17 protein-coding genes are annotated in these 24,903 nt (G+C 56.4%); 15 read left to right on the top strand and 2 right to left on the bottom strand.

What is annotated here, in order from left to right; translation table 11 throughout:
* Positions 1-4 precede the first annotated feature (4 nt).
* Genes E6C55_RS18130 through E6C55_RS18120 form a run of 3 tightly spaced genes read left to right on the top strand, consistent with a single transcriptional unit; the run spans position 5 to position 2,215 of the window.
* Positions 5-703 carry a D-sedoheptulose-7-phosphate isomerase gene (locus E6C55_RS18130; RefSeq protein ID WP_136371227.1) on the top strand — a complete coding sequence of 233 codons (699 nt, stop codon included), beginning with the start codon at positions 5-7 and terminating at the stop codon, positions 701-703.
* Positions 687-1,190 carry a nickel pincer cofactor biosynthesis protein LarC2 gene (larC2, locus tag E6C55_RS18125; protein WP_136371226.1) on the top strand — a complete coding sequence of 168 codons (504 nt, stop codon included), beginning with the start codon at positions 687-689 and terminating at the stop codon, positions 1,188-1,190. Before E6C55_RS18130 ends, larC2 begins: the two co-directional genes overlap by 17 nt.
* Complete coding sequence (locus E6C55_RS18120) at positions 1,187-2,215, top strand: HoxN/HupN/NixA family nickel/cobalt transporter (RefSeq protein ID WP_136371225.1); 1,029 nt, start codon at positions 1,187-1,189, stop codon at positions 2,213-2,215. Before larC2 ends, E6C55_RS18120 begins: the two co-directional genes overlap by 4 nt.
* Here E6C55_RS18120 and E6C55_RS18115 read toward each other — a convergent pair.
* Complete coding sequence (locus E6C55_RS18115) at positions 2,186-3,379, bottom strand: ROK family protein (RefSeq protein WP_168735717.1); 1,194 nt, start codon at positions 3,377-3,379, stop codon at positions 2,186-2,188. The genes E6C55_RS18120 and E6C55_RS18115 overlap by 30 nt on opposite strands.
* A gap of 386 nt (positions 3,380-3,765) precedes the next feature.
* Between E6C55_RS18115 and E6C55_RS18110 the strand changes: the two genes are divergently transcribed.
* The 12 genes from E6C55_RS18110 to E6C55_RS18050 all read left to right on the top strand — a co-directional run bounded on the left by E6C55_RS18110 (position 3,766) and on the right by E6C55_RS18050 (position 23,837).
* Complete coding sequence (locus E6C55_RS18110; protein ID WP_136371223.1) at positions 3,766-4,146, top strand: VOC family protein; 381 nt, start codon at positions 3,766-3,768, stop codon at positions 4,144-4,146.
* A 557-nt stretch (positions 4,147-4,703) separates the two neighbouring features.
* Positions 4,704-6,497 carry a sensor histidine kinase gene (locus tag E6C55_RS18105; protein ID WP_136371222.1) on the top strand — a complete coding sequence of 598 codons (1,794 nt, stop codon included), beginning with the start codon at positions 4,704-4,706 and terminating at the stop codon, positions 6,495-6,497.
* 193 nt (positions 6,498-6,690) lie between these two features.
* A complete protein-coding gene (locus E6C55_RS18100; RefSeq protein WP_136371221.1) occupies positions 6,691-7,632 on the top strand; it encodes an ABC transporter permease in 942 nt (313 codons plus the stop codon).
* A 19-nt stretch (positions 7,633-7,651) separates the two neighbouring features.
* Positions 7,652-8,542 (top strand): carbohydrate ABC transporter permease, encoded by an 891-nt coding sequence (locus E6C55_RS18095; protein WP_136371220.1) that lies wholly within the window; start codon positions 7,652-7,654, stop codon positions 8,540-8,542.
* A gap of 107 nt (positions 8,543-8,649) precedes the next feature.
* Complete coding sequence (locus E6C55_RS18090; protein ID WP_136371219.1) at positions 8,650-10,449, top strand: extracellular solute-binding protein; 1,800 nt, start codon at positions 8,650-8,652, stop codon at positions 10,447-10,449.
* Positions 10,450-10,545: 96 nt separating this feature from the next.
* Complete coding sequence (locus E6C55_RS18085; protein WP_136371218.1) at positions 10,546-12,144, top strand: glycoside hydrolase family 3 protein; 1,599 nt, start codon at positions 10,546-10,548, stop codon at positions 12,142-12,144.
* A gap of 49 nt (positions 12,145-12,193) precedes the next feature.
* The gene (locus tag E6C55_RS18080) at positions 12,194-14,449 is read left to right on the top strand and encodes a glycoside hydrolase family 2 protein (RefSeq protein WP_136371217.1); all 2,256 of its coding nucleotides are present in this window, start codon (positions 12,194-12,196) and stop codon (positions 14,447-14,449) included.
* 283 nt (positions 14,450-14,732) lie between these two features.
* Entirely contained in the window at positions 14,733-17,807 is a 3,075-nt protein-coding gene (locus E6C55_RS34220; RefSeq protein WP_211093607.1) for a chitobiase/beta-hexosaminidase C-terminal domain-containing protein, read from the top strand.
* Between the two features lie 200 nt (positions 17,808-18,007).
* Positions 18,008-19,624 (top strand): response regulator, encoded by a 1,617-nt coding sequence (locus E6C55_RS18065; protein ID WP_230986737.1) that lies wholly within the window; start codon positions 18,008-18,010, stop codon positions 19,622-19,624.
* Between the two features lie 158 nt (positions 19,625-19,782).
* Positions 19,783-21,399 (top strand): response regulator, encoded by a 1,617-nt coding sequence (locus E6C55_RS18060; protein WP_136371216.1) that lies wholly within the window; start codon positions 19,783-19,785, stop codon positions 21,397-21,399.
* 60 nt (positions 21,400-21,459) lie between these two features.
* Positions 21,460-22,764 (top strand): glycoside hydrolase family 140 protein, encoded by a 1,305-nt coding sequence (locus E6C55_RS18055; RefSeq protein ID WP_211093606.1) that lies wholly within the window; start codon positions 21,460-21,462, stop codon positions 22,762-22,764.
* Positions 22,765-22,886: 122 nt separating this feature from the next.
* Complete coding sequence (locus E6C55_RS18050) at positions 22,887-23,837, top strand: helix-turn-helix transcriptional regulator (protein ID WP_136371215.1); 951 nt, start codon at positions 22,887-22,889, stop codon at positions 23,835-23,837.
* On the opposite strand, the gene E6C55_RS18045 is transcribed toward E6C55_RS18050, so the two are convergent.
* Entirely contained in the window at positions 23,828-24,874 is a 1,047-nt protein-coding gene (locus E6C55_RS18045; protein ID WP_136371214.1) for an S-layer homology domain-containing protein, read from the bottom strand. The genes E6C55_RS18050 and E6C55_RS18045 overlap by 10 nt on opposite strands.
* Between the last annotated feature and the right edge of the window lie 29 nt (positions 24,875-24,903).

The raw sequence follows: 24,903 nt of genomic DNA, 5'->3' as shown, positions 1-24,903 counted from the left end.
GAGAATGCTATCCAATCCGATCATTGATCGATGGCTGTCAAGCTTGACGGCCAAATACCCGGATTTATCGGCATGTCGGGAAGATATCGAGGCGGCTTACCGCTGCTTGTCGCGGGCGTACGAAGCGGGGGGCAAGCTGCTTGTGTGCGGCAACGGCGGAAGCGCCGCCGACAGCGAGCATATCGTCGGCGAACTGATGAAGGGGTTCATGTCCAAGCGGCCGCTGTCCGCGGGCCGGCGCGGCTTGCTGGAATCCCTGTTCCAGGAGGACGGCGCCTATCTTGCCGACCATCTGCAAGGGGCGCTGCCGGCGATCTCGCTGGTCAGCCATTCCGCCCTTATGACGGCGTATGCGAACGACGTTGCGGCGGACATGGTATTCGCCCAGCAGGTATACGCCCTTGCGAAGCCGGGGGACGTCTTGGTTGCGATCAGCACGTCCGGCAACTCCGGCAATGTCGTGCGGGCGGTTCAGGTGGCGCGCGCGCTCGGGGCGGCGACGATCGGACTGGCCGGAAGCGGGGGAGGGCGGCTTGCCGACCTGTGCGACAGGACGATCCGGGTGCCGTGGACGTCGACGCCCGACATCCAAGAACGCCATCTTCCGATCTACCACACCTTATGCATGATGGTCGAGCAGGACTTCTTCGGCGATCGGCACGGGATGGAAGCCGAGGGGGATGCCGATGTTCGAGGGGCATAAGCGGGAGCACCGGGAAGACGGGATGGTGATGCTGCAGACGAACATAGACGACATGAACCCGGAGTTCTGCCCGTACGTGAGCGAGCGGCTGCTGGCGGCGGGCGCCCACGACGTCTTCTGGATTCCGATCCTGATGAAGAAGGGGCGGCCGGGTTTATTGCTGAACGTCTTGACGAACGCCGACCGGCTTCCTGCGATGGAGTCCATCGTGTTCGAAGAGACGACGACGCTGGGCATGAGGTACATCTTGACGGAATGCAAACGGCTGGAGCGCCATATGGTCGATGTCGCCACCCCCTGGGGGGCGATCGGCGTCAAGGTGGGCGTCATGGGCGGGAGAACCGTGCAATTCGCCCCCGAATATGCGCATTGCGAAGCGGCTGCCAGAGCGCACGGCATTCCCTTGAAGACGGTATACGAGGCGGCAAGGCAGGCGTATTGGACCTGCGTTCAGAACAAGGAGAACAAGGAGGGCGAGTTGGAATGAGAAGCGATTATACTGCGGGGCTGCGGGATTTATGGAAATACATTATTCCCTTGCTGGTTCTTCATGGCGTCGGCGCCGTCATGCTCGGAGGGGCGGCCGGCCACTATCCCGCCTTGTGGGGGATGGGGGTAATTGCCTATACGCTCGGGCTTCGGCACGCCTTCGATGCGGATCATATCGCCGCGATCGACAATACGGTCCGCAAGCTGACGCAGCAGAACCGGAATCCGCTGGGCGTAGGCTTCTTCTTCGCCTGCGGACATTCTTCCGTTGTCCTGCTCATGGTAATCGCGACAACGATCTCCATGCGCTGGGCACAGCGGAAGCTGCCGCTGCTGCAGGATATCGGAGGCGTCGCGGGCGCGACGGTGTCCGGCGTGTTCCTTATCGTCGTAGGGATCGTCAATCTGTTCATTCTGATGAATCTGTTCGAGGTTCGCCGCAAATACCGGGCGGGAGAGCTTGCCGCCGCCGAGCTGGAGAAGTCGCTGCACGTCCGCGGGCTGCTCGCCTGGCTGACGAAGCCGCTGATCAAGCTGATCGGCCGAAGCTGGCACGTCTACCCGCTCGGCTTCCTGTTCGGCCTCGGCTTCGATACCGCCAGCGAGATCGCGCTGCTTGCGATGTCCGGCACGGCCGCGAACCAGGCGCTGCCGATCGCGGGCATTCTCGCGCTGCCGCTGCTGTTTGCCGCAGGCATGACCTTGATGGACACGGCCAACGGCGTCATGGCGGTCAAAGCCTACCGTTGGGCGCTCCGGGAGCCGCTGCGGAAGCTCCGTTACAATCTCGTCGTCACGTTTATCGCAATCGTCGCCGCGCTCTCGATCGGAGCGATCGAATTGTTGGAGACGTTCTTGCCCGGGCGAAGCGCGGGCGGAGCGATGGAGCGGTGGATCGGGAGGATCGATCTGAGCTGGTGGGGATACATCCTCGTCGGCCTCATCGCTGTCGCCTGGCTGGCGAGCTTCATGGGGCATAGGAGGCGAGAAGGTTTACTCCTGGGCCGGTTTTACCGCCGTTAAAATCTGCAGGGGAGCCATCAGCAGGTGCTCGAAGACCAATGCGACGGCGCCGATGGCGTTCTGGGAAGAGCCGAACGTTGCCGGCTCGATGGTCAAGCGATTGCGCACGAAGGAGTAGATTCGTTCTTTGACGCCGGCTCTTATCTCATTCATATACATGGCGAGATAAGGATAAAGCCGGCCTCCGATAACGATGATCTCGGGGTCGTACGTGTTGAACAGAGTCGTCAAGGCCGATTCCATATCGCGGAGCGTCTGGGTCAGGCATTGCTGCGCAGTCGGATCTCCTTGCCTGACGGCATGGAAAAATTCGTCGATCGAATGACCGGCGGACCAGCGGTTCAGAATGCCCGGGATCGAGCCTACCGTCTCCCAGCAGCCCCGGTTGCCGCAAGCGCACAGTTGTCCGTCAGGCACAAGCGTAATGTGCCCGACCTGGCCGTAGAGCCCGTTCGCTCCTTCCACCAATTCTCCTCTCGTGATCACGCCGCCGCCGATGCCCATCCCCATCGTAATAAACAGCAGGTCTTGCACGCTTCGGCCGAGGCCGTACCATCTCTCGGCCAGGGCGGATGCCCGCGCGTCATCCTCGACGAAGACATGCAGCCCGAATCGGCTCTCGAGCGTGGAGACGATCGGGAAGTTCTCCCAGCCGGGGAAGTTGACGGGGCTGAGCAATTGGCCGGCCTTGCGATCCATCGGTCCGGGGATGCTGACGCCAAGACCGATCACAGGCGTTCCTCGGGAAGCGGCGTAATGGTTCATGGAACGGATATGCGACTCGATCAGATCGAGAATTTGCTCGGGCTGGTGAATGCCCACGGTATTGCCTTCCGCGGATTTGACGATGCGTCCCGTCAGATCCGTCAAGATAACTTCGTAGGAAGTCCGGCTGATGTCGAGCCCGATGATCAGGAACCGCTCGAGGTTGTACTTCAGCATGACGCGTTTGCGACCGACGGAGCCGGAAGAGGTCTCGGATTCCTGAATCAAGCCAAGCTGAATCAAGTCCTGCGTCAGGTTGGTGACCGTTCCGGAAGTGAGCTTGGTCAGCTCGACCAGCTCCACCCGCGAGATCGCTTCATGCTTCCAAATTTGCTGCAGCAGCACGGACATGTTGTCCTGCTTTACTTTCTGAAGATAAACCGGCTTTTCGATCGGCATAGTCATATCCCTTTTTCTTTGTTATTAAGTTTATTATAGAGCAATGCACCCGGATGTGCAATTAATCCAGCTTTGGTTGGATGTGGCGTTCCGGCATTTCCGACTAACCAACTTTCCAGCTTCCGGCAACTCGCAGCGGATCGGGAATCAATAGCAGCTTGCCCCCGCTTCGGTTCAAACTGGAGCGGCCCGCTAGGAGGCGATTTGGACGATTCTATGTGAAAATCGCATTCGTGGAGGACATTTCGGCTCGAGGTGCCGCATATATGCGAAAAATCACATAAACCGCTGCTGTTCCCCTTTTTCCAGGCCAACGAATGTGAAAAATCGTATAAAATAGGAAAAAGTCCTCCGACCGGAGGGATCAAAAGAAATGGGGCTTGAACATGCGAGTCAAACGAATCGTCGCCAATATCCATACTCCGAATGTCGCGGCAGCCAAAAGCTTTTACCGGGATATGCTCGAGCTTGATTTGTTGATGGATCACGGTTGGATTGAAACCTACGGTGTGCCCGGAGAGGCGAACGCTCAAATCAGCTTTGCCTCACAGGGCGGCTCGAATACGCCTGTGCCCGATCTGTCTATCGAAGTCGACGATGTTGGCGCGGTGTTCGAGCGAATAAGAGATGCGGGGTATGCGATCGAGTATGGACCTGCAGATGAGCCATGGGGAGTTCGGCGCTTCTATGTCCGCGACCCGTTCGGCAAGCTGATCAACATCCTTGAGCATATTGGGCATAGGCCGTTGACCGGCGACCGGGAATAACGCGGCAACCCATTGTCCGCAGTGCGGACCTGGGCGCCTCTTCCGGTTGCTTCTTGCGATCGGGCGGGAGAACCTGTCCTGCACAGCGATGAGTCTGGCGTGCGGGTGGCCGGGAAACTCCTCTGGCTTCATACGGCCTGCTCGCCCTCCTTCACCTTGTATCCGCCGTCGTGGATCATGACAAGCAGCCGGGGGCGGAACAATTGATCGCGTTGCTGTAAACTCAAGAGAGGCCATGATCTCCTGTACGGTGAGATTGGGCATATTGATTAGAAGCATCAACAGATCAAGCCTTTTTTATAGGAAAAATTTATCATTCGCGTTAAAGCACATGCCAGTCTGGTGGAACTCGGGACTAATCCCCCATGCCGCTAACTGGCTATTTGAAGTCGATAGCAGAACCGCAAGCCCACGTTCCTATCGTTTTTCAAGCTTTTCGTTAAATTATTCAAGCCATGCGTCGCGGTCGGTAATATATGATATATCTTGGAGCAATGTATTCCATTATGATTGAGTCATGACACCGGCTTCCTGTCGGCCATGGAGGAGAACGGGACATGAAGCTTAAGGGCAAGTTACAAAGTTTGGGTACTCAGCTCGTCATCTCCTTTATGCTCATCTCGCTTATTGTATTCGCCGCATCTTCGTACGCGCTGTATTCGTTCGTATTGGGGCTGATTAAGGAACAGAACGAACGTACGCTCCACCAGCAGTTCCAGCAGCTCGACCATAACATTCAATCGCTCGTGAGCGACGTGGACAGGCTTTCTAATCTGCTTAAGATGGATGAGAGTCTCCAAGATCTGCTCACATCGCGCGCCGATCCGTCCGAATACGATTATTTGAAGGCCAAGAATGATTTTCACGCCGTCATCGAGACTTATTTGTTCAACTACACCTACTTGTCGTCGATCTATTTCTTCTCCGAGGAGACGGGGTTGATCGGAGGAAGCGCCGCTACGACGCTCGTCAACACGGCAGAGGATTGGAACGAATCCTTTCCCGTCTCCGATACCTACCGTGAGACACAGCGGGCGTTTCCTTATATGCGTGTATGGGGGCTATGGTCCAAGTCGGATTATAACCCGTACATGACCGGGGAACTTGACGGAGATCTGATCAGCCTGGCGAGGGGGGTCAATGCTGTATCCAATCCGCGGCTGAAAGGGCTTTTGATTTTTAATGTCGAAGAGCGCTATTTCTCTTCCATTTATGCTACCGATCCGTCCGAAGGCGGCGATACGTTCATCGTAGACGCGGAGGGGAGAATCGTATCCGCAGACCAGCCCGGACGCGTCGGTCTCTCAAGCCCTTATATGCCTTCTGAGGGCACGCTGTACGGCAGCCACGACGAGCGGCGAGGCGCAAGCCAGGTCCAATACGTCTATTACCGTCTGCAAAACAGCGGCTGGTATATTATGAAGGAAGTGCCGCTCAGCCAATATTCGGATCAGATCAACAGGGCGCAACGCCTGCTTTCTATTGTCTTTTTGCTCAGTATTCTTGTGATGTTTACCTTATCGTACTTCTGGCTCCGCAAAATGATGAAGCCACTGCATGTCCTGTCTCAAACGATGAAAAACATGAGCAACGGCGAATTCGGCGTCACGGTCACGGAGGTGCCGGACAATGAATTGGGCACGGTCATCCGTCGCTTCAACGAGATGTCTCTGGGGCTTGCCGCCCAGATCGAGCGCAACAACGAGATGCAGGAGCAGAAGCGGGTGCTGGAGATCGAGGCGCTGCAGTACCAGATCAATCCGCATTTTCTGTACAATACGCTGAACATGATTCGATGGATGGCCTCGATCATCAAGGCGGACAATATCGTCGGCAGCATCGTGGCGCTAGGTACGATATTGCGCGCGACCTTCGCGAGCCAGAGCAGGATGTGCGCGCTTCGGGACGAGATTCATTATCTGGAGAACTACGTGAAGATCATCAACTGGCGCTTCAACAATGGTGTGGCATTCGAGGTCAAGGCTGAGGAGGATCTGCTCGGTTGCCAGGTTCCGAGGTTTATTTTACAACCGCTTGTGGAAAATGCAATCGCGTCGGGGAGTGCGACCGAAGATCATATCGTCGTTATCACGATCGGCGTGACGCGAGAGGCGGGAGATCTCCTTATATCAGTGAACGATACCGGCGCCGGTCTTGATCCCGACAGGCTGGAGGAGCTGAACCGGCGCTTGGAGCGAGGCGAGGAGACGCCGTCAGGAGGAGCGGGCAGCGGAATCGGCCTGCACAATGTCAATAAACGAATCCGACTGTATTTCGGCGAGCGCTATGGGCTTCGGTTCGTCCGACGAGAGACTGGAGCAAGCGTTGTCGTTCGAATTCCGGAGATGTGAACGATTGTCGGGACGCCACCTTTGTATTGTTCAAGTTTTTTCGATAATTGTTCAGGCCGCGTCTTCTCTTATGAAGACGCGGTCTTTTATTTCGATAAATGTTCAAATCGAACCGTAATTTGTTCATTTGGAAACAAAATCATCGCCTTTATAATGAAAACATAACACAACATTAAATAAAGGAGCCAAGCTTATGGAAGCTGCTACAACCGCTGCGAAGGTTAATCCCGTCATTCCGAAGCGCAAGCTCCATCGAGACGGCATTAAGTTGCTTCTGATGGTACTGCCTTTCATCCTGATTGCCTTCGCTTTCAGCTATGTTCCGCTCTTCGGCTGGATATACGCATTTTACGATTACAAGCCCGGCATCCCGCTCAGCAAGACGGAATTCATCGGCTTCGAGAATTTCGTTGAGATGTTCAACGATCCGAGCATGGGGCGCGTATTGATCAATACGATCTCCCTGAGCGGACTGTCGATTCTCTGCTCGCCGATTCCGCTTGTACTGGCGATTATGGTATCCGAGGTCAAGAGCGGATGGTTCAAACGAATCGTGCAGACAACTTCGACGCTGCCGAACTATATCTCATGGATTATTGTGTATTCGCTCGCGTTCAGCATATTCAGCACCGATGGCGTCCTGAACCAGATCGTCATGAAGCTCGGTCTGTCCGATACACCGATCAACCTGCTCGGCAACGCGGACCGCGTCTGGAGCTTCCAGACGGGCTTGCTTATATGGAAGACGGTCGGCTGGAGCGCGATCATCTATCTGGCTGCGATCGTCAGCATTGACGGCGAGCAGTACGACGCTGCCAAAGTAGACGGCGCCGGCAGGTTCCGCAGCATCTGGCACATCACGATTCCGAGCATCATGCCTACGTTTCTCGTGCTGCTGTTGCTCTCGATCAGCAATCTGCTGTCGGCGGGCTTCGAGCAATACCTGGTGTTCAATAATATGCTTGTCGCGGACCGCATTGAGGTCATCGACCTTTATGTATACCGCCTCGGTCTCATCACGCAGGATTACTCGTACTCGACGGCCGTCGGCATCTTCAAGACCGTCATCAGCGTGGTGCTGTTGTTCACCGTCAACTTATTCTCCAGAAAGGTGCGCGGCGAGAGCATCGTATAGCCGCCGGGAGGACTGAAATATGACCAGAAAAACGATTCATTGGCCGGATGCGCTGTTTAACATCGTCAACTATTTCCTGCTGACCTTACTTGTCATTGCGACGATTTATCCGTTCTATTATATATTCATCTATTCAATCAGCGATTCGTTCAAGGCGCAGAGCGGGGTCTACTTATGGCCGGCAGGCTTCTCTCTGGAGAGCTACAAAGCGGCTGTCCATTTACGGGGCATCTCGCAGGCTGCGTTCATATCATTGCTGCGGACCATCTTCGGCACAGCGATCACGGTCGTCTGCTGTTCCTTCTTCGCCTATCTGATTACGAAGCAGGAGATGCCCTTCCGCAAAGTCATCTATCGGTTTGTGCTGATTACCATGTATTTTAACGCCGGTTTTATCCCGTGGTATCTCACGATGAAAGCATACGGCTTCCAGAATAATTTCCTGCTGTATATCATTCCAAGTGCTTTGATAGGCTTCTATGTAATTCTGATCAAAACGTTCATGGAACAACTGCCGGCATCGCTGGAAGAATCGGCAAAGATCGACGGGGCAGGCTATATGGTGATTTTCAGCAGAATCATCTTCCCCCTCTCGATGCCGATCATCGCCACGATCGCCGTATTTGCAGCCGTGGGGCAGTGGAACACATGGTTCGATAATTACTTTCTTGTGGAAAATCCGAAACTTCAAACGCTTCAACTTCTGCTGTACAATTTGCTCAATCAGTCGAACAATCTGTCAAGCATGACCTCCGAGCAGTTGACGAGAGCCGGCGCACAAAAAGTCATGACACCGCAATCCATCCAGATGACGATCACGATGCTCGTCACGCTGCCAATCGTGCTCGTATATCCGTTCCTGCAGCGCTTCTTCGTCAAGGGCATCATGCTCGGCGCAGTCAAGGGTTAGCCGCCCCGGAGCACCGGAATTATCCGGAGCGGGCCCATGGGCCCGCAGTGCGGGTTCGCTCCGATAATTATATAAATCAGTACGATTATATTAGGGAGGTTCGTTAAATGAGAAAGAAGAAACTGGCTCTATCGACAGGTGCGGCGCTGATGGCGCTGACCGCCGCGTTGACTGCATGCTCCGGCAATAACGGCAACAACGGCGCGTCTCCAAGCACTTCATCAGCATCTCCATCAGCAAGTTCTGGCTCTACGGCGAGTGCAAGCGCTTCCGCTACCGACGATGTCGATAAGTCCAAGGATGCGGTCACGCTGCGCTTGTTAATCAACGAGACCGGCTCCAAATGGAATAATTACCCTGACAGCGCCATCCAGCAGGAAATCGCCAAAAAAATTGGCGTCAAGATCGAGTACGTCGAAGCGGACGACAATAAGTTCGGCGTACTGCTGGCCGGCGGCGATCTGCCAGATATCGTGAGGGCCGATCCTACCAAGTACGGCAAGCAGCTCATCGAGGGCAATCTGATCATCCCGATGGACGATCTCGTTGCGCAATACGGCAAGGATATTACAGCCAACGTGCCTACCGTCCTCGACTTCAGCAAGCAAAACTGGAGCCAGGGGACCGGCAATCTGTACTTCCTGCCACCGCAAATTCAGCCGAAGCCGGCCGACAATGTCATCCCGCTGTCGATCGGCGCCACGATCCGTTGGGACTTTTACAAAGAAATTGGCGCACCGGCGATGAACAGCACGGACGATGTGCTGAATGTGCTCGAGCAGATTGTAGCGAAGCATCCAACAACTGAAGATGGCAAAAAAGTATACGGTGTCTCCATGTGGCAGGACTGGGACGTATGGCCTTACATTTATCCGTTCCAGTTCTTGACCGGCCAGACGGGAGCCAATACGAACACCATGGTCAAGGGTGCGATGGATACGCAATTCACGAATATGCTGACGGACGAGTCATCCGCTTACTGGACTGCAATGGAATTCTATAATAAGGCGAACCGCAAAGGATTGCTTGACCCGGATGCCCTTACGATGAAGAACAACGACTATATGGCCAAGGCGACGGCTGGCCAGATCATCATGGGTCCGGCAGACTGGGCGATGGGCGACTTCAACAAGCAAAACGCGAATGACGGCAAGGGCTTCATGGTCGTTCCAGTAGGGCAGTATGCCTGGTTCGGCGAGATTAAGCCGCTCGGTTGGAGCGACAAGAGCTACTCGATCTCCAAGAGCTCGAAGAACCCGGAGAAGGCGATGGAATTCCTCAACTACCTTTACTCCTACGAAGGCGCGAGAACGCTGTGGAGCGGCGTGAAGGGCGTACAATGGGATATGGTGGACGGCAAGCCGCAATTGAAGGAAGAGACATTTGCGCTTAAAAACGCAGGCGGCACAGACTGGGAAAAAACGGGCGTAGCGCTCGATATTAACCTGATCGGTCTGGGCGGTGCGAATGTCGATCCGACGGATGGCGAGCCGCTCGATCTGTTCACTTCGAAGGATGCGTTATCCAAAGGGCTCAATCAGCTACAGCAGGACTTCAGTTCGTTCTACGGTGTCACGTCGCCGGGCGAGGTCTTCGTCAAGCAGGTCGCGGAAGGCAAGCTCAAAAACTTCACTTCCCGGTTTGAGAGCATGCCGGAAGAGCAGGTCATCGCAGAGAACACCGTCGTCACTCCGGATCTGTCGGACGATCTGAAGAAGGTCGATGGCCAACTGAAGGAACTGGCCATGCGCTATGCGGGCAAGATCATTCTGGCCAAGGACGATGCCGCCTTCGCTAAGGCGAAGAGCGAAGCGCTCGAGGCATTCAAAAAGGCCGGCGCAGACGACGTTACGAAGTACTATACGGAGAAGTATGCGGAAAACCGCAAGGCGAACGGCCTGCAGTAATTAAATGGAGGTGTCGCAAGCAGAGCCACGGTCGAAGGCGGCCGAGGCTCTGCTTGTTCTTTTAGCAGAACTCTATCGATAAAGGAGAGAAGGCAGATGGCATATCGGATTCAAATCGGCCAAGCGATTCGCGATGAGGTTGCGGGCTGGGACTTCCGCAGGCTGCTCAGCCAGGTGATGTGCCCGAATATCGGCACGGCTGGCGGTCAGTCGCTACGGGAATACGGCGCGATGTTTTTCCACCCGGAGGAGCGGGAGAAGCTCGACGCAGACATCGCCGGATTCAAGGCGGCATGCAAGATACCGCCGCTCATCGTCAGCGATATGGAGAGCGGACCGGGAGACATGGTGAAGGGAGCGGCACGCTTCCCGACCTTCATGGGGCTAAGTCAGACGGGAGATTCCGAGCTTGCGTATGAAGTTGGGCGGATTGCCGCTACCGAGGCGGGAGAGATCGGTTATAACTGGACGTTCTCCCCGGTAGCGGATATGGCAATCGAGCAGGATTCGCCCGTCGTAGGGGCACGCAGCGCAGGCCATCTTCCGGAGCAGATCGTCGGAATGGCGGGCGCGTATATGCGCGGTTTGCAGGATAACGGCATGATGGCGACGATCAAGCACTTTCCCGGCGACGGGTTCACGACGTGGGATCAGCATCTGACGACGCCTGTCATCCCGCTCAGCCGCGAGGAGTGGCTCGCCGGTCCGGGCCGCGTATTCCGCGAGCTGATTGCAGAAGGCGTCATGGCAGTCATGCCGGGACATATCGCGTTGCCTGCGTTCGATGAGCCCGACGAACGCGGCCTGTATCCGCCGGCAACGGTGTCGAAGCGGCTGCTCGTCGATCTGCTGCGCGGCGAGCTCGGCTTCGAGGGCCTGATCGTCTCGGACGCGATCACAATGGGAGGCATCGTCGGATATATGAATTATTACGACGCCTGCGCGCTTACGATCGAGAACGGTTGCGATGTGCTGTTGTTTCCTCGAGTCGACGAGCGGTTCTATGCAGAGATGGAGTCGCGCCTTGACAATGGCATGCTGACGATGGCGGCGCTGCGCGACAGGGCGGCTCGCATCGTAGCGTTGAAAGCGCAGATGGGCCTGTTGGCGGGAGCAGCTTCGGATAAAGCGGGAGACGGAGGCAAGCAGGCGGTGGACCGACAGCACAATCTCGAGGTTGCCCGTCGGGCGTCCGACGCATGCATCACTGTCGTACGAGATCGCGAGGGAACGTTGCCGCTGTCGCTCGGGCATGGGACTCGCGTACTGCACGCAGTCGTCATGAATAACCCGGACCGATACTCGGCGCTGTATGCCCGACTCGCGGAAGCACTGCGGCAGCGCTGCGGCCATGTGGACCAATGGATCGATCCGGGGCCGGACAGGCTGTTCGACGCGGCGAACGATGGCGGCTACGATCTGATTCTCTGTTCTATCGGGAGTCAACTGAGCTACGGACTGAATGTCATCCGGCTGCATGACGAAGTTGCGCGCAATATGATGGGCGGGTGGATGAAGCTCGGCACACCGGTCGTCTTCGTCTCGCATTATCATCCATTCGTGCACAAGGAATATGAGGCTTCGATCGACACGATCGTTAATACGTACGGCGATATTGAATTCACGGCCGGCCTGCTCGTGGCCAAGCTGGCCGGCGAGCTGCCGATCGGACGCGTGCTGCGGGCGCATGACTGAAGCGCGGCTGAGGAGCGGCGAATAGACAAACAAATCAGGAGGATGGACAATGGCGGAGAAAACCGTATTGAATTGGCAGGTTGGCTGGAGCGATTCGGCGGACGAGGCGCCGGCGCGGATGGTTCCGGCGCAGGTGCCGGGAGCCGTGCAACTCGATTGGGCGCGCGCGGAGGGCTGGGGCGACCATACGTACGGAGAAAACTGGCGGCAGTATGGCTGGATGGAGGATAAATATTGGACGTACAGGGCGCGGATTGAGCCGACCCTGCTGTCTGCGGAAGAGCGGCTGATCTTTGTATCGTTAGGCATCGATTATAGCTTTCGCGTGCTGCTGAACGGCGAGGAACTGCTTCGCCAGGAAGGGATGTTCACACCGGTAGAGCTGGACGTCACGGATGCGGCGGGTGCAGGCGGCACACTGGAGATTATCGTCGATCCGGCGCCCAAACGGACAACTGCGCCTCACGACCGCTCGCAGGCGGCTCACTCCTGCAAGCCCGCCGTCAGCTACGGCTGGGACTGGCATCCGCGTCTCGTCACGCTCGGCATCTGGGACGAGACCTATCTGACATCAATTCCTTCCCACCGCCTCACCGAAGCTGAAGTTATCTATACACTGAGCGAGGACCTTACGACCGCTTCGCTTACGCTGACGGCGTGTCTCGGTGCGCCGGCGGACGGCGAACTGGCGTGGGTTGTGCGGGACCCGAACGGCGAGGAGGTGCTGCGGAGAACTGTGCCGATTAGCGCTGCAGACCGCGGGATTGCGACGGACCGGGCCGAGTTGGCCCGACTGATGCTATGGTGGCCGCATGATCAGGGGGAACAGCCGCTCTATACATCCGAGGTGATGTGGTTGCCGAGCGATCTTGCGCTCGCGACTGACATCCGCGTGCAGCGAATCGGCTTCAGGCGCGTGCGGCTTGTCATGCACGAAGGCGCGTGGCGGGAGCCATCGACCTTTCCGAAGAGCCGCAGCCATCCGCCGACGACGCTGGAGATTAACGGCCGCCGCGTATTCGGGAAGGGGACAAACTGGGTGCATCCGGATATTTTCCCCGGTCGCTTCGACAGGGAGATGTACAGCGCGCTGCTTCAACTGGCGAAGGATGCGCACATGAATCTGCTGCGCGTCTGGGGCGGAGGCGTTGTCAACAAAAAGTCCTTCTTCGAACTGTGTGACGAAATGGGGCTGATGGTGTGGCAGGAATTCCCGCTCGCCTGCAATCTGTACCCTGACGACCCCGCTTATCTGTCGGTGCTCGACCGGGAATCCCGTTCCATCGTCAGGCGGCTGCGCGGCCACGCCTCGCTCGTGCTCTGGTGCGGAGGCAACGAATTGTTCAACGCATGGTCGGGCATGACCGATCAGTCGCTGCCGCTGCGGTTGCTGAACGCCAACTGCCTTGAGCTGGATTCCGGTACGCCGTTCCTGATGACGTCGCCGCTGGACGGCATGGGGCACGGGCATTATATGTTCCGCTACAGCGAGACAAAGGACGTGCTGCAGGCGATGATCGAAGCGGACAACACTGCCTATACCGAGTTCGGCATGCCCGCCCCTGCTCCAGCTGAGCTGATCCGCCGCTTCATTCCGGAGGCGGAATGGTTCCCGCCGAGGCCGGGCACGTCCTGGGAGAGCCATCATGCCTTCAAGGCGCTATCGGACAACATGTGGCTGATGGAGGATCATCTCGAACACTACTTCGGCCCCTCCGACAGTCTGGAACAGCTCGTCGAGCGCGGTCAGCTCCTGCAGTCGGTCGGCTACACGGCGATCTACGAGGAAGCGCGGCGGCAGAAGCCGAAGTGTGCGATGGCGCTGAACTGGTGCTACAACGAGCCATGGCCCGCTGCGGCGAACAACAGCATCGTCTGCTGGCCGGCCGTGCCGAAGCCCGGCTACTATGCGGTGCAGGCAGCGTGCCGACCCGTGCTGGCAAGCGCCCGTATCCCTCGCTTCGACTGGAGAGAGGGAGAGTGGTTTGAGCCCGAGCTATGGCTGCTGAACGACAGTACGAATGCCTTGCCGCCGGGCTCGATCGAGGCTTGGCTGCGACTGCCGGACGGGACACGGCGGCTATTGATGCGCTGGGAGCACGAGGGAGCCGGGGCCGGGGAAAATAGCCGGGGACCGACGGCGCGCTTCAGAATGCCGGCCATAGGGTCTGGCAGGATGCAGTTGCAACTTGAAGCGACAGGCCATCCGGAATGGAATTCACTCTACACGCTCCTGCTCAAGGGCGCGGAGGATCGGGCTCCTGCGCGGCAATTGCTGAACCTGCAGGAGGAGGCGATGGAGTAGAGGAGTAAAACCGCCGTGTGAGCGACGCGTGAAGCATAGATGGGTGCGCATAAGCCATTGCGAACAATTTGTATCTTCATGAAGAAAATTCGGCAGGTCATTTCAACCAAATCTTCAAATCCTTCATTCCGACTGTTCGCTTTTTCGCTTAATCTGGGAACATCTTCGCGAAGGGAGGGGGGATGGCAGACATAAGCCGCGAACGCACGACCGGAATCGCCGATCGAGGATTTGCATTCTGGCATTTTTACGCTGCACATTTTCGACAAAAGGAGACGCATTAATGAAAAAAACGGGCAGTAGAAAATGGAGTCATGCGCTATGGGCACTGCTGATTGTCCTCTCGGTGTCCGTCCAGCCGTTTGGAGACATACCCAAGGCGAACGCTGCGACGAGTCACACGGTGACGATCAATCCGAATCAGACCGTGCAATCGGATTTTCTCGGCGTTGGGGTCAACTTGATACCGACGAGTCTGATGGAGAACAATCTGTCCAAAGGCTATGAAGAAGCATATTGGGACATGGATCGCAAGCGCATACAGACGATCAAGCCGAAGGTCGCTCGGGTCTGGTTCCAAGTCGACTGGATGGAGACGACTAAAGGCGTCTATACCTGGGATAGTCCGAAGATGCAGGCGTTCTACAAGTATCTGGACGCTTTGAAGGAAGCGGGAACGGAGATTGAGTTGAACTTCGGCTGGAAGGCTGGCCGGAGCATTCAGGAATGGTTCAGCATTCCCGGCGTCCCGGCGGATACGAGCGCGCCGGCCGATCTCGATGCCTTCGCCGCGTCGGCGTCTGCGGCACTGAACGAGCTGATCACGAACCGCAATTACTCGAATATCAAATACCTGACCTTTTACAACGAGCCGAACGGCTATTGGGACTTTGAAGCGCCCGGCGAGCAGCGCGCTTACTACGCCGACATGGTAAAGAAGGTTAACGACAAGCTGACGGCCGACGGCCGGCGCGGACTGGTGCAAATCTGGGGACCGGAGGAGTGGAACGACACGACTTGGACCCAGTACATGAAGGACAACGCGAACAGCGCCATCGATGCTTTTACCTTCCACGTATACGGCGGCGGCTACGACGAGCTAAGCGGCCAGATCTCCTCCCGCAAAAATATCGCAGGCACGAAGCCCGTCGTCCTGTCGGAGTTCGGCTTCCCCGGACGCTACGACAGCGGCTGGGACGCAGGCTATGCCAACTACGTCATCAAGATGGCGAACGAAGGGATCAAGGCTGGCCTCATCTGGCAACTCAACGGCGTCTGGGTAGAGGATCCGAACGAGACGACGGATACGAACGGCACCTATACGCTGTGGGACTCGTTGGTCATCTCCAAGACGCCCAACACGAGATACTACGAAGCGGGCCTCTTGACGAGATATATTCCGGCGCACAGCACGATCGTCGCGGTCAACACCGGCTCGTCGGACCTGCGCGCCGCCGCCTTCAAGACGACTGGCGGAGATTACACGATTGTGCTGGAGACCAACGAATCGTCTGAAGGCCGCAACGTCACGTTCGACTTCAGCGGCATCAATGTGGGGAAGACATTCCACAAATTCGTATACAATGACACGATCGTCCCCGAAGAGAACGGCATACTGCCGGCGCAGTCCGCCGCGATCTCCGCCGGCTCCTCCTTCAGCGACAACGCAATCGACGGCAACCGCAACGTCATCGTCTATACGACATTGCCGGCTGAGACGCAGGTACAGATGTCGCCGGCGAATACTTCCGCAGCGGCGGGAGCGTCTGTCCAGCTCGCTGCAAACGTGATCGACGGCTCCGGCGGCGTCACGTGGAGCGTGATCGGCAGCGGCAACGGCTCGATAACGAGCGGTGGTCTTTACACGGCGCCTTCGCTGACGGAGGAGAAGCTGATCGCCGTCAAGGCGACCAGCGCGGGCAATCCGTCGAGCTTCGGAATATCGCTCGTTCGCGTCGCTCCGGCATCGACGTCCGGGCGGGGCGATATCCCGAGCTTCTCGCTACCGGGCGGATCGTACAATGGTAGCCAGACAATCACGATGACGACCGCGACATCCGGCGCGACGATCCGATATACGACTGACGGCAGCACGCCGACGGCGAGCTCGACGGCGTATACGGGACCGATCACGCTGTCCGACTCGGCCTATCTGAAGGCCGTCGCGTTCAAGTCCGGCCTCGCGGCTTCGCCGCTTAAGGCCGTGTATTACCGGATCGTACCGCCGTCAAACGGTCCTGCCGGCTACGAATTCTGCTCGCAGGAGACGCAGACGTGCAACTTCCCGGGCACTGCCTCGGTCGCCTTCGGCGCGAATGGCAGTTACCTGTACGGCACCTTCGTCAAGAAAGTCGCCTGCAATTCGACCGCGTTCGGCGGGGATCCCGCATCCGGTACGTTCAAAGCTTGCTACTTCAAGCTGCAGACGGGCGAGACGGTTGCGGCACCCACCTTTAGTCCGGCTGGCGGCTCCTATAGCGGCGCACAGACGGTGATGATATCGACGTCGACTGCCGATGCGCAAATCCGCTATACGACGGACGGCAGCGCGCCGACAGCTTCTTCGACGCTGTACGCCTCGCCAATCGCCGTATCCGCCACGACGACGATCAAGGCGATCGCGATCAAGTCCGGGATGAACGACTCGGCGGTGTCTTCGGCGACGTTCACGATCTCGGGCGGAGGACCCGCCGGCTACACATACTGCGCCGACGAATTCGGCACCTGTACCTTCAGCGGAGCGGCAAGCGTCGCCTACGGCGCGAACGGTTCGTTCCTGTACGGCAACTACACGAACAGCGCAGTCTGCACGACGGGGACGTTCGGCAGCGATCCGGCCTATAACACGGCGAAGAAATGCTATTACAAGCTGAACAGCGGCGGCGGTTCAGCACTGACTCTGCTTAATGCCGGTTTTGAGGCGCCAGCTACGACGAACTATACGTATGGGCCGACGACGAGCGGCTGGACGTTCAACGATAAGGCCGGGGTGCAGAAGAACGGCGGTTCGTTCGGCGCAGCATCCGCGCCGGAGGGTACGCAGACGGCGTTCATTCAGAGCCAGAATGGCAGCCACGGCGAGATTAGCCAATCAGTGACGTTCGCCGAGGCGGGGAATTACAAGATTGCTCTCCAGGCCGCGAAGCGCACCAACTACGGCGGCAATCAGACGATTCAAGTATATCTCGACTCGACGCTCGTAGGCACAATCGTACCTTTATCCGGCAGCTTCGCGGCATACACGTCGGATATATTCGCGTCGACCGCCGGAGTGCATACGATCAAGTTCGCAGGTACGGCTCCGACGGGCGATCAGACGGCTTTTATCGATGCCGTCGAGATTTCCAAGCTGAGCTAGCGCCGATTCAGTCTCATAATTCGCTATGATTGCCGCCCAGACGACATTGCCGTCCGGGCGGTTTTTACAGCTTGGAGGCACTTGCGCATATCGCTGCTGCACTATGCTTGCACGTCTTAAGCTCGGCATTGCCTCTTTATTTTACTAACGGCTATACTGGAGATAGCCGAAGGGCAAGCGGGCAGCAGAGGGAGCGGGGCATGGTGTATAAAGTCATGATCGTCGAGGATGAGATGCTGGTGAGGATCGGGCTGAAAAGTTCCGTGGACTGGCAGAAATTCGACATGCAGGTAACTGCGGACTATGCGGACGGTCTGGCAGCGTGGGAATACTTCCAGCGCGAACGACCGGACCTCGTCATGACGGATATTCGAATGCCGAAGCTTGATGGAATGGGATTAATCGCCAAGATTCGCGAGATCGACAAGACGGTGCGTATTATCGTGCTGTCCTGTCTGGAGGAGTTCGAGCTGGTGCGCAAGGCGATGGCCCTAGACGTATCCAACTATATATTAAAGCTCACGATGACCGAAGAGGAGATCGAGAGCGTGCTGCACGGAGCGGCCGAGGAGTTGCGGATGCAGACACAGCAGGCTGAGAGGACGGATGCTCCGGCAGGAATCGAAAATCTGGAGCTCGTAAAGGAAAAGATGCTGAAGGACTTCATGTTCTACGGCATATACACGCCCGAAGAATTTGAACGATTCGCGGTATGCAAGAAACTGCGTTTATCGCCGGTCCGCATGGTCGTCGTCGTGATGGAGATCGACCGATACGTGCTATTGAAGGAGAAGCTTAAGGATGAGCATGGCCATCTCGCCAAGATGACGATCATGAATATACTGAACGAGATCATGACTTCGCGCAGGAGAGGAGAAGCGGTCGCGGTCGACGAGAAGAGATATTTGCTGATGATGCATCACGAGGATATGTTGTCCGAACGCGACATCCGGAGCATGGTGCTGGAGCTTCTGCACCAGATCCGCGAGATTGTGCGGACTTGCTTCAACGTGTCCGTCTCGTTCGGCATCAGCGAGATCAGAAGCGGTTACGCTTCGTTGGCGGGGATGTACGGCGAGGCGCTTAGGGCGCTGGATAAAAGATATCTCGCCGGCTCAGGCGCGATCATCAGCGCGGACACGGTCGTCGAAGAAGAAACGATTCGCCGCAAGCTGGCGATGATTCGGGTGTACGAGCCGTTTCGACAACTGCTTCCAGATTCGGGCCTTCGCGCGTTTGAGCACTATATCGATCTACTGGCTGATAGGCTTGGCGAGGATCGCAAAACAATCGAGACGACGCTGCATCAGTTCGTGCAGTGGATTCATGCGAGCATGTCCGACAGTGCGGAGGAACGGGCATCGCTAATGAACGTTGCCGGCCGGCTGGATCGTGCGGATACGCTTCCGGAAAAGCTGGATCTCCTGCTGCTTCATCTCGGGCAACTGGTGGAGGAGACGCACGACCGGCTGCAGATGAGCGGAGAGATCATGAAGGCGATCCAGTATATCAAGCTGCATTATGAAGAGAATATCAGCTTGCAGATCGTGGCCGATCATGTCAAGCTTAGCCCTGGCTACTTAAGCAGCTTATTCGGCAAAGAACTCCAAATCAACTTCGTCGAATATTTGAATCGTTATCGGATTGAGAGGGCCAAGGAGCTGCTGATCCGTACGCAGCTCAAGTCCGCGGATATCGCCGTCAAGGTCGGCTTCTCGCCTGAATATACGTACTTTAGCAAGGTATTCAAAAAGGTAACGGGGCTGAATCCCAACGATTTCCGCAAGAGGTCCTGGGGAGAAGGAGCAGATAGCTAATTCGAGCTGATAATACGGAGGCTGATCCGAATGGACAGTCTCTTTTTTTGATAGATATTCAAATTGTTCAAATTGATCTTTATTATGTTCATTTTGATAAATGCAGCTTCATAATAAAATGAGATGGCCTCCAAAATCGAGAGCGAGGGCCGATCCGAATGTTCAAAGTAATGCTTGTCGAGGACGAGATGCTGGTTCGCATAGGATTCAAAAACGCCGTCGACTGGAACCGATTCGGTATGGAGGTTGCCTGGGATGTGCCGGACGGATTGGCGGCATGGGAAGTTTACGGTCGGGAACGTCCGGACCTGATCATCACTGACATTAAAATGCCGCGAATGGATGGTATGGAGCTTATATCGAGAATACGCGAACAGGACAAATCGACTCGAATCGTCGTCCTGTCCTGTCTGGAGGAATTCGATCTAGTACGAAAGGCGATGGCCTTGGGTGTCTCCAACTACATTCTCAAGCTTACGATGACGGACGAAGAGATAGAGGCTGTGCTGAGCGGCGTCGAGGGAGAGTTGCTCGCGCGGGCGCAGCGTTCGGCCGAAAGCAAGGGCATCAGGACGCTCGCCGATACGGAGCTGCTCAAGGAAAAAATGCTGAAGGACTTCTTGTTCTACGGCATCCGCAAAGCGGAGGAGTTCGAGCGCTTCGTGCAGGTGCACAGGCTCGCTCTGTCTCCAGAACGGATGATCGTCGGCGTCATGGAGATCGACCGCTATGCGCAGTTACGGAGTAAATTCAAAGACGACCACGGTCATCTCGTAAAGATGACGATCCAAAATCTGCTCACCGAGATCGTCGGACAGTTCAATCGCGGCGAAGCGGCAGCTCTGGAGGATAAAAGCTACTTGCTTGTTCTTCATTATGGGGATGTCGTTTCGGAAATGTCGATCCGCCGAGAGCTTCACGGCCTGCTTCAACAGATCCGTCAGGTCATGAAGTCTTACTTTAACACTTCCGTCTCCTTCGGCGTCAGCAGTTTGAGCAACGGCTATGCTTCGCTGCCCCGGCTGTTGGAGGAAGCCAGACGCGTCGTTCAGAACCGGTTCCTGTCGGGTCCGGGACTGATTCATGTTAATTCGGAGCCGGTCGATACCTCCGAATTGCTGGAGCAACTGGCATGCCTGCGTCAGCTCGGGCCTCTGCGGGGGCTGCTGCCCGCATCGGGGATCGAGGCTTACGAAGGATTCGTGCAGACGCTGACTTCTTCGCTGCATGAGCAACCTGAAACGGTTCGGGTTCTGGTCTATCAACTGGTTCAGTGGATTCATACCAAGCTGTACGAATATAACCATAACGAAATTACATTGCTTCGGGGAATTCCGGAAGGTCTTGAACAGTGCGATACATTGCCCGAGATGCTGGATCTGATCGAACGGCATGTCCGCGAGCTGGCGGAAGAGGCGCGGTCCCGATTGCAGATGAGTCCCGAGATAATCAAGGCGGTGCAGTTCATCAAGCTGCACTATCAGGAGAACATCAGCTTGCTGCGGGTTGCGCGCAAAGTCGGACTAAGTTCCGGGTACTTGAGCAATTTGTTCAAGAAGGAGCTGGGCATGACCTTTATCGATTATTTGAACCGGTATCGGGTGGAACGCGCCAAGGAACTGTTAATTATGACTTCCAAGAAATCGTACGATATCGCAGTCGAAGTCGGATTTTCGCCGGAATATACGTATTTCAGCAAAGTGTTCAAACGGCTCACCGGACTGAATCCGAACGAATACCGCAGGCAAGCCCACGATGGCGATATCGGAATATGAGGGTATGCATTAGGGAATGTGCAAGCTAAACGTGCAAGCTGTGCTGAGGAGACGACAAAAATGAGAACTGCATCAACTGCACGATGGTTAAAGGTGAGCGAGAACCGACGATTCCTTGTCTATGAGGACGAATCGCCGTTTTTCTGGCTTGGAGATACTGCATGGGAATTGTTTCACCGATTGAGCCGTGAAGACGCCGAGTTGTATTTGACAACCCGTGCAGCGCAAGGCTTCACCGTCGTCCAGGCTGTCGCTCTTGCGGAGTTGGATGGGTTAACAAAGGGCAATGCATACGACAAGCTGCCATTGACGCAGAGCGCTGGACGGTATGATTGTACAAGACCGGATGTTCGTTCGGACTACAATTATTGGGACCATGTCGATTTCGTTGTAGACAGGGCCGAAGAGCTTGGGATATATATTGCATTTTTGCCGACTTGGGGCGACAAGTTCAATCGGGCTTGGGGCACGGGGCCGGAGATTTTCGATCCCGCAAACGCCGAACTTTACGGCCGTTGGCTCGGGGAACGCTACAAGGAGCGGGCCAATATCTTATGGGTGCTCGGGGGCGATCGTCCGTTGGTCAAGCAGAACCATTTTGAAGTCATCGCAGCAATGGCAGCCGGATTAAAAGAGGGAGACGGCGGAAGGCATCTCATAACCTTCCATCCAGATGGAGAACAGTCCTCCTCATTGCACGTACACGACCAGCCATGGCTTGACTTCAACATGATTCAGTCCAGCCACGGACTTGCAGACAGGGACAACTATAAGATGGTCGCCAAAGACTACGCGCTGGAGCCGGTCAAGCCGACACTGGATGCGGAGCCGTGTTATGAGGATCATCCTCGCGGTTTTAATGCCGTCAACGGTTACTTTGACGAGGCGGATGTTCGGCGAGTTGCGTACTATGCGGTTTTTGCAGGCGCTTTCGGTCACACATACGGCCATCACGCGGTCTGGTCGATGACAACGGAGCCGTCCAGTTACTTTATTAATGATTGGAAAAGCGCTCTTCAGAAACCAGGCGCTGCGCAAATGAAGCATCTTAGGGCCCTGATGGAATCCAGACCCTTTCTCGACCGCGTGCCTGATCAAACCTTGTTGAATGAAAACCACGAGGGCGCGAACTACGCGGTGGCCACGCGGGGGGAAAGTTACGCATACTGTTACTCTCCGAATGGGTTAACGCTTAAAGTCGCTTTAGAGAAAATTCAAGGGGAAGAGTTTGAAGCCTCCTGGTTCGATCCTCGGACAGGTGAATTCCATCCTGTCGGTACCTATCCGAACCGTGGCGAACAGGCATTTACCCCGCCGTCTTCAGGCAGGGGAAATGATTGGGTATTGGTGTTGGATTCCAAATAAGACAAACCCGAAGCAGATCGCCTTACGGGGGGCGACGGCGAGAACGAAGCTTCCGGATGTCTCGGCGTGCCGGATGAAAATCGAGATCGTCGGTGTCGTCGACAGCGGGGAGGCGGAACACGGTGGCTTACTACAGGGAGTTCGGGGCTGGAGCGTCGGCGCGGGAGGCCGCGTCGGCTCAAGCCGTGGTGAATTCGGATCGAATCGCGCGGCTGCTGGACGAGCATATTCCGTTTTTGCAGCAATCCGTGCTTCAAAGACTGATCTCCGGCACGGGATGGGACATTCGCGCGTTGGACGAGGCGCTGCAACTGTACGACATACCTCTCGAAGCGGGCGAACCTTGTTCGATCTTGCTCTTTCGGCTCGACGAAGGGTTTCCCGATTATGAGACATTCCAAGATGCGACGCTCGAGTTCGCGGTGGCCAATATCATCGAAGAAAACTTGCGGCCGGAGTTCGATTGGCTGCGGTGCAAAGACAATTACGGTCATTTCGTCTACTTGGTGAAGTCGCGCGGTCACCCTGCGCTACTCATGCACGAGCTTGGACCGAGGACGCTTCGATACGCGGCGGAACGGATTCTGGTGCGAGTCCGAACATTGCTTAAGGGCAAAATCTCGTTCGCGATCAGCCCTCAAACCCGTCTCTCCGCTCATCTGGTATACGTCTACCGCTCGGTGTTGCAGGATTTTCCAGCCATTCGGGACAAGAAGGCTTCGCGAAACACGGCCGACGGGCAATCCGGGCGAACACCGCCCGATATCGTCGGCGCCGTTCAGGCATACGTGCGCAATCACTTAGGGGAAGATGTCTCGCTGGCGAGCCTGTCGGAGCAAGTGTACCTTCACCCGGTTTATCTCTCGAAGTTCTACAAGGAGAAGACCGGGGAAGGGCTAAGCGATTATATTCTGCGGATCAAGATGGAATATGCTGCCAAGCTGCTGCTGTTTGAGAAAGACTGCAGAATCTATGAAATTGCTGGACGAATCGGCTTCAGGAATCAGTCATACTTCAGCTCCGTGTTCCGGAAATGGTTCGGTATGACGCCCCAGGACTATCGTCAAAGATAATTTCTCTCTTCCTTCGCGTGTACGATCCTGAGCAGTATCGTCACCGCTTCGGCGCGCGTTGCATCGACCTTCGGGTCGAAGCGGCTCGCGCCCTTGCCGATTAACAGCTTCTTTTGCACGAGGTAAGCGACGGCTGGTTTGGCCCACGGCGGGATCTGGTCTTCGTCTGCGAAGTCCGTCCCGGACAACTCGGGAACGGCAGGCGGAGAAAGTAACGATCGCCAACCCATAACGGCCAACTCCGAACGGTCGATTCGATTCGTTGGACGGAACGTGCCGTCTTCGTAACCGTAAACGATGCCGTTCATGGACGCCGTCGCGATATCCGTGCTCGCCCATTCTGGAATGCGGTCCGAGAACGGAAGCGAACCGTCTGCGTTCGAGGGCAAGTTCAGGGCGCGAACGAGCAACGAAGCGAATTCGGCACGTGTGATCGGCTGATCCGGCTTGAAGGTGCCATCCGGATAACCGTTGATCCATCCCATCGCCGCAGCCTCGGCTATCGCCGAGGCCGCCCAGTGCCCCTTCGTGTCGGACCAGACCAGCTTGCCGACGGCTGCGGGAACGGTCGTCGTTGCGTCGGTTCCCAAGTCTCGTCGCGCAAGCTTCGAATCGACCAGACTGGCATGGCTGACGGATATGGTCGCGGTTCCTCCTCGTTTCCTTTCGAATTGAAGATTCGCCAGTTTGACGGTGCCTTGATCACCCGCGACTGCCCCGACTTTCGTATGGACGAGCTTGAGAGAGCCGCCGTCGACGATAGGCGCTAAGTCAAATCCTTGGCCGGCCATGTCGGCTCCAACGAAGTGAAGCCGTTCCGAATCGAATAGCAATTCGATCTCGAAGGCGTAAAGGTCGTCCAATTGATCACCCCAGAGGGACAACTCGATGACGTCTTGCCTATTCTCAAGCTGTAACCGGAACGCAGCGTTCCAATTGACGGCTTCTTCGTCATCCGCGAAAGCGGCTGGGGCGAACACAAGTTGAATGCAGACGAGCAAGGTCAGGAACAATGGGACGACGCTTCTTCGGATCATGCTGGCAAGCTCCTCTCGATTATCTGCGA

This window comes from Cohnella fermenti, assembly GCF_004801405.1.
Classification (GTDB): Bacteria; Bacillota; Bacilli; order Paenibacillales; family Paenibacillaceae; genus Cohnella; species Cohnella fermenti.
This window is presented reverse-complemented; position numbering and strand designations above follow the sequence as displayed.